At 70.5% G+C, this 16401-nt stretch carries 13 protein-coding genes; 2 read left to right on the top strand and 11 right to left on the bottom strand.

The window, feature by feature from the left end:
• Positions 1–25: 25 nt before the first annotated feature.
• Both ACH4S9_RS26240 and ACH4S9_RS26235 read right to left on the bottom strand, forming a co-directional pair.
• Positions 26–1492 carry an MFS transporter gene (locus ACH4S9_RS26240; protein ID WP_398374058.1) on the bottom strand — a complete coding sequence of 489 codons (1467 nt, stop codon included), beginning with the start codon at positions 1490–1492 and terminating at the stop codon, positions 26–28.
• A gap of 75 nt (positions 1493–1567) precedes the next feature.
• Complete coding sequence (locus ACH4S9_RS26235) at positions 1568–3145, bottom strand: FAD-dependent monooxygenase (protein WP_398374057.1); 1578 nt, start codon at positions 3143–3145, stop codon at positions 1568–1570.
• Positions 3146–3442: 297 nt separating this feature from the next.
• On the opposite strand from ACH4S9_RS26235, the gene ACH4S9_RS26230 reads away from it, so the two are divergent.
• Positions 3443–4282 (top strand): hypothetical protein, encoded by an 840-nt coding sequence (locus tag ACH4S9_RS26230; protein WP_398374056.1) that lies wholly within the window; start codon positions 3443–3445, stop codon positions 4280–4282.
• Between the two features lie 42 nt (positions 4283–4324).
• Here ACH4S9_RS26230 and ACH4S9_RS26225 read toward each other — a convergent pair whose 3' ends face one another.
• Positions 4325–6271: a beta-N-acetylglucosaminidase domain-containing protein gene (locus ACH4S9_RS26225; RefSeq protein ID WP_398374055.1), complete on the bottom strand. Its 1947-nt coding sequence runs from the start codon at positions 6269–6271 to the stop codon at positions 4325–4327.
• 280 nt (positions 6272–6551) lie between these two features.
• Between ACH4S9_RS26225 and ACH4S9_RS26220 the strand changes: the two genes are divergently transcribed.
• Entirely contained in the window at positions 6552–7895 is a 1344-nt protein-coding gene (locus ACH4S9_RS26220) for a serine/threonine-protein kinase (protein WP_398374054.1), read from the top strand.
• Between the two features lie 37 nt (positions 7896–7932).
• Here the strand turns inward: ACH4S9_RS26220 and gdhA are convergent, their stop codons facing one another.
• The 8 genes from gdhA to ACH4S9_RS26180 all read right to left on the bottom strand — a co-directional run bounded on the left by gdhA (position 7933) and on the right by ACH4S9_RS26180 (position 15984).
• Complete coding sequence (gene gdhA / locus ACH4S9_RS26215) at positions 7933–9279, bottom strand: NADP-specific glutamate dehydrogenase (protein ID WP_398374053.1); 1347 nt, start codon at positions 9277–9279, stop codon at positions 7933–7935.
• Positions 9280–9329: 50 nt separating this feature from the next.
• Positions 9330–9914: a helix-turn-helix domain-containing protein gene (locus ACH4S9_RS26210; RefSeq protein ID WP_311721867.1), complete on the bottom strand. Its 585-nt coding sequence runs from the start codon at positions 9912–9914 to the stop codon at positions 9330–9332.
• 32 nt (positions 9915–9946) lie between these two features.
• Positions 9947–11116 (bottom strand): aminotransferase class I/II-fold pyridoxal phosphate-dependent enzyme, encoded by a 1170-nt coding sequence (locus ACH4S9_RS26205; protein WP_311721866.1) that lies wholly within the window; start codon positions 11114–11116, stop codon positions 9947–9949.
• A 24-nt stretch (positions 11117–11140) separates the two neighbouring features.
• A complete protein-coding gene (locus ACH4S9_RS26200; RefSeq protein ID WP_311721865.1) occupies positions 11141–11938 on the bottom strand; it encodes an SDR family oxidoreductase in 798 nt (265 codons plus the stop codon).
• Positions 11939–12003: 65 nt separating this feature from the next.
• Positions 12004–13008, bottom strand: a complete 1005-nt coding sequence (locus tag ACH4S9_RS26195) for a biotin-dependent carboxyltransferase family protein (RefSeq protein WP_398374052.1) — start codon at positions 13006–13008, stop codon at positions 12004–12006.
• Positions 13005–13745, bottom strand: coding sequence for a carboxyltransferase domain-containing protein (locus tag ACH4S9_RS26190; RefSeq protein ID WP_311721863.1), 741 nt, complete (start codon positions 13743–13745; stop codon positions 13005–13007). The genes ACH4S9_RS26195 and ACH4S9_RS26190 overlap by 4 nt, the downstream gene beginning before the upstream one ends.
• Before the next feature lie 19 nt (positions 13746–13764).
• On the bottom strand, positions 13765–14571 hold the full coding sequence (locus tag ACH4S9_RS26185; protein WP_398374051.1) for a 5-oxoprolinase subunit PxpA: 807 nt from the start codon (positions 14569–14571) through the stop codon (positions 13765–13767).
• Between the two features lie 36 nt (positions 14572–14607).
• Positions 14608–15984: an MFS transporter gene (locus ACH4S9_RS26180; protein WP_311721861.1), complete on the bottom strand. Its 1377-nt coding sequence runs from the start codon at positions 15982–15984 to the stop codon at positions 14608–14610.
• Positions 15985–16401: the final 417 nt, after the last annotated feature.

Genomic DNA, 16401 nt, shown 5'->3' with positions numbered 1-16401 from the left:
GCCTCGAACCGACCGACCTGAGCCCCTAGATGGAGGGAGTCATGGATTCCGAGGAGGCCGGCGAGGGCGCCGCGTGTGTGCGGCGATGGGTTCGCAGCAGGATGACAGCCACCGCGGCGGCGGCCACAAACGCGCCGGTGGCCACCGCGATGTAGCTGTGGACCCCTGTGGCCGAGTTCACCGTTTCTCCGTCGATGACCATGTTGGTGGACTTGAGTACGGCTGAACCCACGAACTTCAGGATCACCGCCCCGGTTGCCACCATGACCATGACCATGCTGGACACGACGCCCTGTCGCTCCGGGGGCGCGAGCGTCCCCGCCATGTTGAAGCCGGATGTCACGAGCGTTCCCGCCGTGAGGCTCAACAGGAAGGAGCAGACGACCGCGAGAGGGAGCAGGGAGTCCCCGAAGAACATCCCAATGGTTCCCACCGTTCCGAGTGCCACTCCACCAGCAAGGGCCGCGGCCGGCCCGATGCGTGTTCCAAGCACCCCGGCCAGGGTGCCGCCGAGCACGATCCCGATCGCCGGTACGCCGTACAGCAGGCCCAGCGCCCCCGGGGCGGCGAGTCCGTACCCGAGTTGCTGATCCCGGGAGACCTTGGCGATGAGGCCGAAGAGCGTGAGCATGCTCTGGTACGCGCCGGTTCCGAAAACGACCACAAGGAGCGTGAGCACCAGGGGCCTGCCGAGGTTCCTGATGTCGATCACGGGCTCGGGAACCCGGCTCGCCACCAGGAACCACCTGGCCAGCGCCGCGGCGCCGCCGACGAGGAGAGCGAGCGGACCGACGGCGAACCAGCCGAACTCCGCCCCGAGGCTGACATAGCTGAGCACCGCCGCCAGGCCTCCGCCGAGAAGAAGCGCCCCGGCGATGTCGACCTTGCCCGGTGTCCTGATCGTGGACTTGGGGACAAGGGTGCGCACGAGGATCCCCGCGACAGCCGCGAAGATCGCCGATGCGACGAACACGCTCCGCCAGCCGAACTCCGCGGCTGTTAGTTCGAAGAGCGAGGGCATCACGATGCTGAGAAGCGCTGAGCCCGAGGTCACGATGCCCGTGGCGATCATCGCCATGTCGGGTGCGCACATGTCACGGATGAGGGCGACCGTAAGGAACACGGCTCCCACGGCCGCTCCCTGGAGCAGGCGCCCGAGGATGAACACCCAGAGGTTGGGAGCGACGAGGCACACGAGGGCGCCCGCGAAGGCGGTGATCAACGTCATGACCAGCACTCTGCGCTTGCCATGGATATCGGCGCTCTTGCCGAGCAGCGGCGCCCACATCGCTCCCGCCAGCAGCGAGCTGGCGTCGATCCACGCCGACTGATCGGTGCCGAAGTGGTCGAGCATCTCGGGAAGGACGAGGAGTGGTGCCGTGACGACCGTGTCCACCATGGTGTTCACGAGGATCAGGATGGCCACTTGGCCGACGAGCCGCCTGTTCCAACTCGTGTGTTGTCCGGCGCTGGCAATGCCGCTGTCGTGCATGAAACGCTCCTCCTGTTCGGTACGGCGGGATGAGATGAGTGCGGGCACGCCGCGGATGTGCGACGTGGCGGCGGGCTAGCGGGGTCTGGCCGGGTTGCCGATCGGCCAGAACGGGGCCAAGTGGTCGATGAGGTCCGCCTCCCGCCCTTGGCCGACGGAGGTGCGGGCGGCGATGTACCCGTCGGGCCTGATGAGGATGAGTTCACCCGGGTGGGGCCGGTAGACGCGCCGGAACTCTCCCTTGGCGTCGACGAGGCCGCTGCCCGGAGCCCAGCCGATGCGGTGCACGCGCAGGTGGCGCGGCTCGGCGTTGTCGAGGACGACCGGATCGGTGTGCTCGTGGACGACCAGGGACCAGTGCGGTCCCCCCATGAGGTCGAAGAGGTCGCCGCTGAACGCCACACCCTCCAGCCCGCCGGCGTTGGGCGCCCGGTCACCGGCCACAGGGCCGGACGTGGCCCGCCCATGGCGGTAGTTGACCGGACTGGTGCGGTAGTGGACCCCCAGCCCGCTGTTCATCGCACCGTCGCCGATGTCGGCGAGTGCCGAGCCCAGTCCGTCCCCGCTGCCTCGGCCCACCTGTCCCATGACCCTGAGCATTTTGCTCATGCTCATCTCCAGGACGGTCCGGGCGATCGGGATGCGTTCGGCGGCGTAGGTGTCCAGCAGGGCCGGAGGGGCGCCGTCGAGGACGCTGGCGAGTTTCCAGCCGAGGTTGTAGGCGTCCTGGATGCCGGTGTTCATGCCCTGTCCCCCGGCGGCGGAGTGCACGTGGGCGGCGTCCCCGGCGAGAAGGACCCGGCCCTGGCGGTAGTTCTCCACCATGCGGGCGTTCACTCGGTACACCGACAGCCAGGTCGCGCTCTTCAGAACCACAGCGCCGTGGCCGGCACGCTCGTCGAACAGTCGCTGATAGAACTCCAACGACGGAGTTCCCGGCTCCTCGCCGGGCAGGATCGGGCTCTGGAACTGCCACACGTCGCTGCCGAGCGGAGTCAGGCCGAGCATCCCGCGTTCGGACGGCCAGATGTGCATTTGGCCACGGTCGAGGTCCGGCCCGGTGACGTCACCGAGGTACCAGCGCTGCTGCTCATAGGTCTTGCCGACCAGAGGGAGCCCGATGTGCTTGCGGGCGCTGCTCCTGCCCCCGTCCGCTCCCACGACGTACCGGGCGCGGGCGGTCTGCTCGCCGTCCGGTGTCCGCAGGGTGACGGTGACAGCGTCGTCATCCTGGTCGATACCGGCCATTTCAACACCGAACTCCACGCGTCCGCCGAGTTCCTCGAGCCGTTGCCGCAGCGCGCTCTCGACGTCGAACTGGCCGATCCACAGCGCGTCGGGATACGGCGTGTGAAACGAGGTGCTCGCTCGGGCCGAGATCGACGGCTTGTCCACGACCACGCCGGACGGTTCATGAAACCGCAGGGGAAGCTCGGCGACTCCGCGCCGCAGGACGTGGTCGACGGCGCCGAGGTCGTCGAGCACTTCCAGGGAGCGGGGCTGGATGGTCTTGGCCCTCGTCGCGCGGTTCGGCACCGGGCCCCGCTCGACGATGCGGTGGGCGATCCCGCGACGGGCGAGGTCGCACGCCAGGGTCAGGCCGGTGGGGCCGGCTCCGATGATGAGGACCTCGGTGTCGCATACGTCAGCCATGGCGTCCTTCCCGGGATGTGGTGTGCACGACGATGTGCTGTCGCCGAGCGCGTCACTTCACAGTGATCCGCTTTTCTGGGACGGATCTGCGCGAGTCCGGGTGTGTCATGCGAACCGGGAGCGCCTTCGGTGGAAACCGGCAGGCCGCGGCTGCCGGCCGGCCGGCAGCTCACAGAAACTCACAGAGAGCAGGCCCGTCGGGATACCGACACCAGCAGAAACTTTCTCCGCTCACGACGGAGAAGGAAACATGAACCTGTGACCGAGGCCACAGGTTCATCGCCAGGAGATGCGAGAATGTCCACCGGGCACGCCCACGCGACGCTGTTCAACCAGCCCGCCGGCGCCAACCGGAGCAACGTCGTGGAGCTGGTGTTCCGCGAGCTCAGGGACATGTGGGCGGTGGAGATCATCCGGGGTGTGGAGCGGGTGGCCCGCCGGCACCGCGACCCGATCGGCAACAGCCAGGCCGATCTGCTCGGCAAACCTCAGGCCGAGATCCCGGGCATGGCCACCGCCCTGCGCTCCCTGATCAACCAGTACGCCGGAAGCAACGCTCCGAACGTGGGCATCGCGGTGACCGAGGTCGGTGCCAACGCCTACAAGAACACGTCCCCGAGCGGGCTGTTCGCCCCGGACGAGTACCTGACATGGATGGAGAACGGCGCGTTCACCGTCGACTGGTGGAACCTGCACAACGGCACGGACTGCAGCCATGTGACCACGGTGGAGGGCGCCACCGACTACGACGACGGAGGGATACTGTCCAGCGGCGCCTCATGCGAGCCACCGCTGAACACGCCCTTCCCGCCGCACTACGGCGCTCGGATGATCACCAAGCTCGGTGCGCCGGGTGACACCCTGGTCCGGGCCGTCGGCTCGACGCCGTTGGTGTCCGCGCATGCCGTGCGGCGGGCCAACGGCGACGTGAGCGTCATGCTCATCAACAAGGACCCGGCCAACGACGCCACGGTCACCGTGGCCTACAGCGGCTTCACACCGTCCTCGGCGACGCCCACGGTCTACTCGTATCCGAAGAACGCCACATCGGTCGGCTCCGCCACGACGGGCAGCGCGACCCGCCAGACCGTCCCGGCGTACTCGGTCGTGGTCGTACAGCTCCGGTCGGCCGGCTGAGCCGACGGGCCCGGACCACCGTCAGGAGGCGTGCGCTCCCGCTCAGCCGAGTCGGGGCGCCGCCGCCAGGAAGGTGTCGAGCACTCCGTCGGCGACACGGACCGGGCCCTCGGGGCGGGTCTCGCCCGGGATCGTGCGGATCCGCCCCGCCTGCCCGGCCAGCGACGACGCCTCGGCGAACCACTGCTCGGCCTGCTGGGTGTTGCCGTCGAGCCGGGCGCCCAGCGCGTCCAGGGTGCGCTCGAACGCGCGGCCCCACAGCGCCAGCGCGTCCAGCCACGGCGCGCAGTCCGCCACGAAGCCGCGGTCGGCCACGCCCGCCCTGATGGTGGCCGACGCGGTGGCCAGCAGCGTCGCGGAGGGGCGCAGGGCCTCCAGCGCCGCCCGCCGCTGTCCGGCGTCCCAGTCGGTACGGAACCGGGCCAGCCGGGCGGCCAGTTCGGGCGCCTGGGGCTGCCAGGGTTCGGCGCCGAAGGTGGGCGCGAGGTGCTGGGTGTCGAAGAAGGACAGCAGCGCGGACACGGTGGCCGGGTCCGCATCGTCCCCCACCAGGTACGCTGCGGCGGCCCGCCAGGTGCGGTCCGGGTCGTAACCGGTGTCGTTCCAGGCGAAGTCCGCCCCGCCGAACAGGGCGACCTTGCTGGCGGCGGCCTGGTTCATCGGGTTGAGGACCAGACCGGAGAGCTGCTGGTGCAGACCGGGCTCACGGGCGTCGTACGGGGCGAGCAGCAGCCGCCCCTCGGCCTGGCCGTAGTCGTTGACCGGGTAGTTGTCCCAGACGAACACCTTGCGCCCCCAGACGGCGGCGGCCCGCGCGGCGTCGGCCACGGTGATCCGCGGCGGCACCACGTCGGTGCCGGTCCACATGACCTCGACCCGCGGGTCCAGCCGCTCGCGCAGGGTCCGCTTGTACGCGGTGTCGGTGACGTCGCCGTACTCGGTCGGCACCGTCTGGAGCGGCGCGTTGCCCTCGCGGGCGTCCAGGAACTCCTTCTGCACCCGGTTCAGCAGATCGGCCTGCGCCTCGGCCGCGGCCCGCTGCGAGGGCTCGCCGTAGGCGGCGCGGTCGGCGGCGCAGTTCCACCGGGTGTAGCTGATGTCGTCCAGCGGCACCGAGAAGCTGCGCACCCCGAGGTCGTACATCGCCCCGAGCTTGGCCTGAAGCGCCGTGAACTCGGCGGGATCGCTGTAGCACAGGGAGGTGCCGGGCGAGAGCGCGAAGGTGAACCGCACATGGTGGCCGGCGGCCTGCCGGACGAGTTCGCCGAGCTGGGCGAGCTTGTCAGCCGGGTACGGCTCGCGCCACTTCTCCCGGTGGTACGGGTCGTCCTTGGGCGCGTAGACATAGGTGTTCATCTTGACGTCCCCGTAGAACGCCAGCTGGTCCATGCGCTCGGCGTGGGTCCACGGGCTTCCGTAGAACCCCTCGATCACCCCGCGCAGCGGCATCAGCGGATGGTCCACCACCGAGACCGACGCGATCCTCCGGGCGCCGGTGACCAGTTGGCGCAACGTCTGCGCCGCGTAGTACGTCCCGTCGGCGTCCGCGCCCGCGAGCGCCACCGAGGTGCCGCGCGCGGCCAGCGCGTACCCCTCCGCGGGCAGTTCCTCGGGCGCCCGGCCCCCGGCGGCCCTCAGCGCCTCCGCGACCCGGGCGTCGGCGAGCAGCCCCACGGTCACCGTCAGCCCCGGCCCGGAGCCGCCCCGCAGGCGCTTCGCCCCCGCCCGGCGCAGTACGGAGGCAACCAGGTCGCGCGTGGGCCGGTCCACTTCGTCGCCGTAGACCACTCGCACCACGGCGGGCACCGTGACGTCCGGGCCCAGCCGGGCCATCTCCTGCGGACGCGGCACGACGGACGGCAACGGGCCGGGACCGCGCGCCGGGGCGGCCCCGGCGGTGGATCCGGGGAGCAGCAGCCCGAGGAAGGCGAAGAAGGTGAGGAACGCGATCACAGCGGCCGGAGGGCGGGAGCTACGGCGCATGGGCATCTCCTGCGTGGCGTGGTGTACGGCGACGGTGCACGACGGTGACACGTGGAGCGGAGCGAGCGACGAGGCAGGCGCGGTGCCTGGTGCGCGGCCTTCCTTGAAACACATACCCACGGCCCCGAACCGGTGAATCCCGGCGCGGCCGTTCGAAGTGGCACGGACGGCCGCGCGGGCCTGCTCGGGGCCCCTTGTGGTCGGTTTCCGGGTATCGGGTGTACCACCTCCCGCGGTTGCGCCATGATCCCGGTGCGGAAGTGAACAGAAACGGGGAGGCACGGCAGTGCGGGATGAGCTCTTGGGGGGCCGTTACCGGTTGGTGCGGCAGCTCGGCGAAGGCGGTATGGGGCAGGTGTGGGAGGCGCAGGACGAGTCGCTGGGCCGGCCCGTCGCGGTCAAGGTGATCTCGCTGCTCGCCGGCGGTGGGAGCCATGGCACCGAGGCGCGCGCCCGGTTTCTTCGCGAGGCGCGGATCACCGCCCGCCTCCAGCACCCCAACATCGTGACCATCCACGACATCGGCGAGACGGGCACCGGGGACGGCAAGGCCCCGTTCCTGGTGATGGAGCTGGTCCGAGGCGAGGGCCTGGACGCGAAGCTGCGCCAAGGCGTCGTCACCTTGCGGGACGCCGCGCGGTGGGGCGCGCAGATATGCGACGCGCTGGCAGAGGCCCACGATGCCGGAATCATGCACCGGGACATCAAGCCCTCCAACGTCCTGATCACGCCGTCCGGCATCGTGAAGGTCCTGGACTTCGGCATCGCGCGGGCCGCCGATCCCTACGCGACCGCGGACCGCCTCACCCAGACCGGCTTCATCGTGGGCACACCCCCGTATATGGCTCCCGAACAGGCACGCGGCTTCCCCGAACCGCGCAGCGACCTGTACGCGCTCGGCTGCGTGCTCTTCGAACTGATCACACGTCGGCTGCCGTTCCAGGCTCCCGACACCGTGGGCTATCTCTCGGCGCACCTCACCGAGGAGCCGCCCACCCCCAGCTCCGTGTCCCCGGGCATCCCAGCCGCCTGGGACGGCCTGGTGCAGACCCTGCTGCGCAAGGACCCCGGCCAGCGGTACGGGACCGCGGCCGACCTCGCCCGGGCCCTCCGGCGGCTCGACGACGCCCCCGGGCACACGCCACCGGGAGGCGCGGCCACCCCGCCCCCGGCGATGCCCCCCACGGCTCCGCTCCCGCCGATGGACCCCGCGCCCGAGGGGCGCGGAGCCGCGACTGCCGCGGTGACGCTGGCGCTGCTGTCCCTTCCCGGCCTCCTGTACATCGTCACCACGACCTTCAAGTACCTCTCGGACCCCTCCGCGCCCACCGGGGTGATCGCGACGAATCTGGTGTTGGGCATCGTGGAGATGGTCGTGCTCGCCATGGGCGCGCTGCTGTTGCACCAGCGCAGGATGGCCGGACGCAGGATGATCGCGACAGCCGGCTGTGTGGCGGCTCTGCACTGCTTGAGCGTCTTTGTGCAGCACCAAGTGGTGGGAGGGCCACCGGACATCGAACTGATCGCCAACGTCATCGGCCCGCTGACGGCCGCTCCGGCGATCGCCGCCATGGTCGCGGCCCTCCAGCCGTCCACCGGACGCTGGTGTTACCGCACAGCAGGGCGCTGACGAGGGGTCGCGCCCGGGGCATGCCCCACGTCCGTGCTCAGACGACTCCCTGGGCCATCATGGCCTCGGCGACGCGGAGGAAGCCCGCGGTGTTGGCGCCGAGTACGTAGTCGTCGGCGTCGCCGCCGTAGGTCTCGGCGGTGGCCCGGCACTGGGCGTGCACCTGCCGCATGATGGTGGCGAGCCGGTCCTCCGTCCGCTCGAAGGTCCAGCTGTCGCGGGAGGCGTTCTGCTGCATCTCCAGCGCGGAGGTCGCGACCCCGCCCGCGTTGGCCGCCTTGCCGGGGCCGAAGAGGGTCCGCGCGCCCCGGAACACCTCGACCGCCTCGGGCGTGCACGGCATGTTGGCGCCCTCGGCCACGGCGAGCACACCGTTCTTCACCAGGGCGACGGCGTCCTGCCGGGTCAGCTCGTTCTGAGTCGCGCACGGCAGGGCGATCTCGCACGGCACGTCGAACACCGACCCCCGGGCGGAGAACCGGGCGGTCGGCTTCGCCTCGGCGTAGGCGGAGATCCGGGCGCGGCGCACCTCCTTGACCTCCTTGAGCAGGTCCAGGTCGATGCCGTCCTCGTCGACCAGGTAGCCGGAGGAGTCCGAGCAGGCCACCACGCGTCCGCCGAGGGCGTGGACCTTCTCGACGGCGTAGACGGCGACGTTTCCCGACCCGGAGACCACGACCCGGCGCCCGTCGAAGTCGTGACCCCGCGTGGCGAGCATCTCCTGGGCGAAGTACACCGCGCCGTAGCCGGTGGCCTCGGTGCGGGCGTGCGAGCCGCCCCAGCCGACCGGCTTGCCGGTCAGGACGCCGGCCTCGTAGCGGTTGGTGATCCGCTTGTACTGGCCGAAGAGGTAGCCGATTTCGCGGCCGCCCACCCCGATGTCCCCGGCGGGCACGTCCGTGTGCTCGCCCAGGTGGCGGTAGAGCTCGGTCATGAACGCCTGGCAAAAGCGCATGATCTCGCCGTCGGAGCGCCCCTTGGGGTCGAAGTCCGCCCCGCCCTTGCCACCGCCGATCGCCATGCCGGTGAGCGCGTTCTTGAAGATCTGCTCGAAGCCGAGGAACTTGACGATGCCGAGGTTGACACTGGGGTGGAACCGCAGGCCCCCCTTGTACGGTCCGAGGGCGCTGTTGAACTCCACCCGGAAACCGCGGTTGACCTGGACCGTGCCCTGGTCGTCCACCCACGCGACCCGGAAGATCAGCTGCCGCTCGGGCTCGCAGAGCCGCTCCACGATCCGGGCCCTGGAGTACTCGGGGTGCGCCCGGAGCACGGGGCCTATCGCGTGCAGGACTTCGTGTGCGGCCTGATGGAACTCCCCTTCCCCGGGGTTCCGCCGGCGGATGTCCTCGTAGACCGCCTCGATGTGGGCGCTGACGTCCATAGGTGCTGTCTCTCTGTTCGGGTGCGGGCCGGCCGGGTGCCGGCCCTCTGTCATGCGCCCTGCTGCCCCGACGTGGACCAGCCGATCAGGGCGCCGCGCAGGGCGGCCACGAGGCGGGTGGCGGCCTCGTCCTCGGTGCGTCCGCTCTTGATGAGGTCGAGGATGTCCCGGGGGTCGAACAGCGCGTTCCACAGGTAGAGGGCTTCGTCGCCGAGGTCTCCGAGGCCGAGTTCCCCGGCGGTCTGGCGCAGTGGCTCGGCGAGCGCCTCGGCCTGCGGGGTGAGGTAGCCGGTTCCCTCGCGCAGCCGCTCCAGGTAGCCGCGGTGCGAGCGCATCTGGGCCATCGCGCCGCCGTGTTCGAGGACCAGGGACACCCAGTACCGCGACACCGCCTCGAGTTTCGCCATGCCCCGCGTGGTCTGCCGGGCGCTGAAGTCCCGCAGGTCGGAGCCGACCTGACGGCGGAAGGCGTGCAGGATCTCCTCGACCGAGGAGAAGTGGCGGTAGGCCGTCGCGGTGGACACCTCTGCCTGCTTGGCGATCTCGGCGAGGCTGACGGGCGTCGGCGAGTTCGCGAACAGCCGCGCGGCTGCCTCGATGAGGTGCCTGCGGTTGCGCTCGGTGTCACTGCGCATGGGGCGACTCCTCGTGGGGTGCGGGACGGCGTTCATCGCAGCGCCGAGAGGCCGTCGGCCAGTCGACGGACGCCCTCGGTGATGGACTGCGCGCTGGCAGCGTACGACAGCCGCAGGTGCCCCTCGCCCTGTGCCCCGAACTCGCTCCCGGGCCGGACGGCGACGCCGTGCGCGCGCAGTGCCGCGACGACCTCCACGGAGGGCAGGTCGAGGTCGTAGCGGGGGAACTGGTAGAAGGCCCCTTCCGGTGCGCTGAGGGTGAGGCCGGGGATCGCGGCCAGCTCCCCGCGCATGATCTCGCCGCGCTGCTCGTACGCGGCGCGCATCCGGGCGATGTCTTCGTCGCAGCTGTTCACCGCGGTGAGCGCGGCGTCCTGGATGAAGGTGTTGACGGAGCCGTTGAAGGTGTTGTGGATGCGCGCGGACGCCTGGATGAGCGGTGTCGGCCCCCAGAGGTAGCCGACGCGCCAGCCGGTCATCGCGTAGCTCTTGGAGAAGGTCTGGCAGTAGACGGTCCGCTCGCGCAGGCCGTCGACGGAGATCGCCGAGGTGAAGGGCCGGCCGGTGTAGTCGAGGTCGGAGTACGCCTCGTCGGAGATGACGATGGTGGGTGCACCGTCGAGCAGGCCGGCGAGCGTGTCGAGTTCCTCGCGGCTGTGCACGATGCCGGTCGGGTTGACGGGGTTGCAGAAGACGAAGAGCTTGGCGCCGGTGAGGGCGTCGGCGAGCCGGTCGAGGTCCCAGTGCAGGTCCGGCGCGAGCGGGACGGGGACGACGGTGCCTCCGGCCATGGCGACCAGGTCGCCGTAGAGGGAGTAGGTGGGGTCGGGGACGACCACCTTGTCACCGGGGTTGACGATGCCGAGGATCGAGGCGGCGAGCCCGGCGGTGCCACCCTGGGTGATGAGGATGTCGGCGGCGGACACCGGCGCCCCGGCGGTGGCGGCGAGCTTCGCGGCGAGCGCCTCGCGCAGGGCCGGCTCGCCGAGCAGCGGTGAGTAGTGGGTGCGTCCGGCGCGGATCGAGGCGTGGGCCGCCTCGGTCACCTGCTGGGGTGTGTCGAAGTCGGGTTCGCCCATGGCGAGGGAGACGAGGTCGGCCCGGGACTGCGGCTGCTGTGTCCGGCGGGAGGCGGCCGCGATGCGGGCGACGGCGTCGGCGGTGTCGAACAGGGGCGGCTGGGTGGTGATGGCGGGCGGCATGCGCTCCTCCTGGTTGCGGGGTGGTCAGGCCTGCGGTGCGGCGTCGGCGGGCGCGCCCGCCCAGCGGCTGATCTCGAGGTCGGCGGAGGTGTCGCGCTGCCGGGTGGGGGCGACGACGATCTCCTGGAGGACGACGCGCTGGGGAAGGGCGACGGCCAGGCGGATGGCCTCGGCCACGTCCTCGGGTTGCACCATGCCGGCGCGCTCTTCCGGCGCCGGGGGCCGGGCGCGGTTGTCGAGGATGGGGGTGTCCGCCTCGCCGGGCAGCACGGTGATCGCGCGCAGACCCTGGTTGCGGAACGTGTTGTGCAGGAAGGTCATGAAGTTGCGGACGCCGGCCTTGGCCGCGCCGTAGGCGGCGCCGCCGAGCAGGTTGGGGTTGACCGCGGCGAGCGAGGAGACGGTGACGATGGTCCCGGTGGAGCGGTCGAGCATGTCGGGCAGGACGGCCTGGGTGAGCTGGAAGACCGCGGTGAGGTTCACGTCAAGGACCTGGCGCCACTGGTCGTGCGGGAGCCACCGCGGGTTGAGCACCGATGAGGCGCTGCCGGCGTTGTTGACCAGGACGTCGACCGGGCCGAGTTCGGCCCGTACCCGGTCGAGGACGCGTGTCACATCGTCCGGGCGGGTGATGTCCGCGGCGAGGGCGAGGGCGGTCCCTCCTTCGGCGCGGATCGTGGCGGCGACGGCGTCGAGCGCCTCCTGTCTGCGGCCGACCAGTGCGACGGCGGCACCGTCCCGGGCGAGCAGCCGTGCGGTCTCCAGCCCCATCCCGCTGCCGGCTCCTGTGATGAGCGCGGTCGTGCCGGGCGACGTCGTCACCGTTCCTCCTCCATGACTGACTCCATGACCGATATGAGATTCACATTGCAAGTGAGAATAGATTCTCAATTCATGTGACGCAAGGGTTCCGTGAAGCCGAGCGCGCCGAACGCCTCGGCAGCCGCGTGTCCGAGCGCGCGGACCTCGGCTTCACGGCGCGCGAAGCGACGGAGCGAGGTCTCGCGGTCGGTCCAGCGGAACCGGAGCCGGTGCCCCGGCCCAGCCTGTCCGAGCAGGGGCAGGGACGCCCGCGAGGCGACACCGACGATGGGATAGCCCGCGGTCAGGCTCCGGTAGCGGCCGAGGACGATCAACTCGTCCGCGTGCGGGATCTGTAGCGCTCCGATGGGCACGCCGTGGGACACGATCTCGGTGCCGGTGTCCGGGTGGAGCACCGGCCCGTCGAGCCGCAGCCCGACGTGGTTGGAGCGGGGGGTGACGACATAGGTCGCCTCCTCGATCACCTCGCGGATGCCGGGGATCGCCTGAACACCGTGGGCGGCGACGACGTCGATGGCCCAGGGGCCGTCGTCGAATCGCGGTACGGGGACGGGCAGCCGGAACAGCGGCGGCTCGAACAGCCGGTGCTGAAACCCCCGGAACTCCGTCTCCAGCAGCGCGCGCGAGCCCGGGGTGACGGTCTGCCCGAATCCCATCCGGGCGTCCGGGGCGGCGCTGCCCAGAAGGGTTTTCGTGGACAGGGCTCCGTTCACGGCCAGATAGGTGCGCGTCCCCTGGTTCATGTCCCCGCGCACCCGGACCTCATGACCCGCCGGCACCACCAGCGGCGACCAGTTGTCGGCGGGCGACCCCGCGACGGTGACCTGGGCGGGCGCCCCGGTCACGGCGAGCAGGACATCGGCGTCGGGCACGAGGGCCAGCTCGCCCCCGAGGTTCTCGATCAGCGCCGCGCCGCGGGAGTTGCCCACGAGGAGATTCGCGACGGCCGCCGAATGCTGGTCGGCCGCGCCGCCGGTGGGCACCCCGCGCCGTTCCGTGTCGCGGCGGCCGAGGTCCTGGAAGGTGGTGACCCATCCGGCGCTGGTGATGTCGAGCGCCACGGTCTTCATACGGCCTCCTCCCCCGTCGGCAGCAGGAATCCGGCGTCCAGCGCCAAGGCCTCGTCCCGGGTGACGGGGACGAAGCGCACGATGTCGCCGGTGCCGAACGAGACGGGGTCCGGGCGGGAGATGTCGACGATGGTGTGCGGGGTGCGCCCGACCACCCGCCAGCCGGTCGGCCCGGGGAACGGCTGGATGATCGCGTTGGTCCCGGCGATCATGACTGCTCCGGGGGCGACGTCCGTCCGTGGTTCGGCACGCCGACGCACCGGCCTGGGCACCTCGAGCCCGTCCATCATCGGTGCCATCGCCGCGCCGAGCAGGGCGATCGTGAAGGTGGACTCCGCGATCGCCCCGACCACATCGGCGGGGGCCATGCCCAGTTCCTCGGCGACGGACGCCATATCGGGGCCGCTGACCTCGTCGAAGACGACGGGGATGGCGAACGTCCGCACCGCTTGCCTGCGGGCCGGGCCGTCCGGGGGCGAGGGCGCCCACCGCGCCACCAGACGAGCCGCGTACTCCACGTGCTGGAGCGCGGTCCGCAACGGGTCGAACTCGATCAGCAGGGATTCGAGACCGGAGACGACGTCGAGCACGCCGTGCGGGCGGTGCGCCAGGAACCGGTCGCGGAAGGCCACGATCCCGGCCCTTCGGATGGCCTGGTCGGCGTGGGGGATGGTCACCATCACCGCCGAGTCCCCGAAGGGCTCGACGGTGATGGCGCCGTACTGTGCTGTGGTCATCGCCTGGTGCGCTCGGCCCTCAGCCGGCGAGCGCGACCTCCGCCTTCTCCGCCAGGACCTCGCGCAGGCCGGCGACGCGGATGTCCGTGGCGTCGAGCGCGGCGCGCAGCGCGGTGCCGTTCTCGAGGACGGTCGGGTGGTCGCCGTGCAGGAGCAGAACGTCGGCGTCGTGGCCGAGCGGGACCACATTGCCGTTGACCGAGCGGACGGTGCCCTCCCGTACGACCTGCGCCGAGCGCTCGCCGATCAGCTCGGGGTCGTAGATCAGGCCGCCCTCGTGGGAGCGCGGGACGGGCATGCCGTCGTCGCCGTAGCCGCGGTCGGCCAGGAACACATAGCCGACCTCCAGGCCGCGCTTGCGCGACTCCTCGGCGAGCAGCCCGCGCTGGCAGATGACGATGTAGTCCTTGTTGTACGCGGCGACCGCGTCGGTGATGGCCCGGGCGTGCTTGGCGTCGGTCTGCGCGATCGAGCCCATGCGGCCGTGCGGGGCGACGTGGCTGATGGTGCCGCCGTGCACCCGGGCGAAGGCGTCGAGCGCGCCGAGCTGGTAGAGGACGTCGGTCCGGATCTCCTCCTCGGTCGCCTCGATGAGCCGGCGGCCGAAGCCGACCAGGTCGGGGTAGCCGGGGTGGGCCCCGAGTTCGATGCCGCGCTCGACGCAGTCGGCGACCGTCCGGTCCATGATGCGCGGGTCACCGGCGTGGAAGCCGCAGGCGATGTTCGACGAGGTGACGAGGGTGAGCAGGGCACCATCGTCGCCGATGGTGTAGTTGCCGAAGCTCTCGCCGAGGTCGGCGACGACGGCTACGGAGTTGATTCCCACGGTGTCTCTCCCGATGTGTGTGTGGGGGGGGATGGTTCAGCTGGCTGCGAGGGGGCGGCCCTTGGTCTCGCGCAGGAACGCGACGGTGACCAGGGTGATCAGGGCGGTGATGATGGAGGCGAAGGCCGGGACGAGGTTGGAACCGGTCGACTTGATCAGCTCGGTCATCACCAGCGGGGCGCTGCCGCCGAAGATGATCGTCGAGACGCTGAACCCGATGCTGTAGGCGGAGTAGCGCACGGTGGTCGGGAACATCTCGGCGAGCATGGTGTGCACGACGGCGGCGTGCCCGGAGAAGGCGATCGCGAGGACGATGGTGCCGATGCAGGCCGGCCCGAACTCCCCGGTCGTGATGAGCTTGAACATCGGGTACGAGACGGCCGCCATGGCGATGGCGGAGCCGGCGAGCACGGGCTTGCGGCCTATCCGGTCCGACAGGCGCGCCATGAGCGGGATGCAGATCGCGATGGCGACCAGGCTGAACGAGGTGACCGTGAGCGCCCTCAGCATCGAGAAGTTGTGCGCGCCGAGCGAGGTCTTCAGATAGGTCGGCATATAGACGAACAGCAGGTAGTAGCCGGGGCCGTTGAGCGCGGGCAGAAAGATCGTGAGGACGATCGCCTTCAGGTGGCGCCGGGAGGTGAAGGCCTCCCTCAGCGGGTTGCGCGCGACGGTGTTCTGCTCGCGCAACGCCGTGAAGTGCGGGGTCTCCTCCAACTGGCGGCGGATGTAGAAGCCGACGTAGCCGAGCGGGACGGCGAGCAGGAACGGCACCCGCCACGCCCAGGAGGTCATCGAGGCGTCGCCGAGGGTCGTGATGAGGATGGCGGAGAAGGCGCTGCCGAACATGAGGGCGACGAAGGAGCCGACGGCGATGAAGCTCATCATGAAGTTGCGGCGGGCGTCCGGCGCGTACTCGCCGACGAAGGACATCGCGCCGGCCACCTCACCGCCCGCGGAGAAGCCCTGAACCACCCGGAGGAGCACGAGAAGGGCGGGCGCCGCGACACCGATGACGGCGTGGGAGGGGATGAGGCCGATGGCCGCGGTCGCGGCGGAGATCAGCACCAGAAGGGTGGCGAGAAGGCTCTTGCGGCCCAGCCTGTCGCCGAGGTAACCGCAGATCACGCTGCCGAACGGGCGGGCGATGAAGCTGATCAGGAAGCCGACGTTGGTGAGGAAGAGACTTCCGGCATCGGCCTCGCCCATGATGTTGATCGCGAGATAGGTGACGAGGAGGCCGTAGATGCCGTAGTCGTACCACTCGACGAAGGAGCCCACCGCGCCCGCGATGGTGGCCTTGCGGACGACCTTGCCGTTGGCGGAGACGACGTCGACCGCTGCCGCGCCGGGTGTCTCCGACGGTGCCTCGTGGCGGTCTGATGGAATGTCGAGCCGATCTGACGTTGTCATACACGTTCACTTTCGGTGTCGCGGACTCCGGGGACGGCGTCCTTAAGGATCGTGCGCTGAACGTGGTCGCTGCCGGCAATCGCTCCTGCGCCGAGGTGCACCCATGCGTTGTGGGTCCCAAGAGGTAGGCGGTGCTACCGCCTCAGGGGCTCAGGCCGTCGTTGCTCGCCCGAGTGGGGCCGGGAGGAGACGTCACGGTAGAGGGCCGCAGAACAGCGCCAGAGCCAAGTTGCGACTTGAATCGCGAATGAGAATAGGTTCGCATTCTGGCGGTGGTCAAGAAGTGCGTTCCCCTGGCGTTAACCCTGGGCCTCCATCGCGCTTCCGCCTTGGACTGTGCGGTTCCCTCGACCGCACGAAGCCGGATTCCATGGTCCGCCGACGTCCAGCACGATCTGTTCCGGCCACGCAGATGGA

Source organism: Streptomyces sp. NPDC021225 (genome assembly GCF_044332865.1).
GTDB lineage: Bacteria > Actinomycetota > Actinomycetes > Streptomycetales > Streptomycetaceae > Streptomyces.
This window is presented reverse-complemented; position numbering and strand designations above follow the sequence as displayed.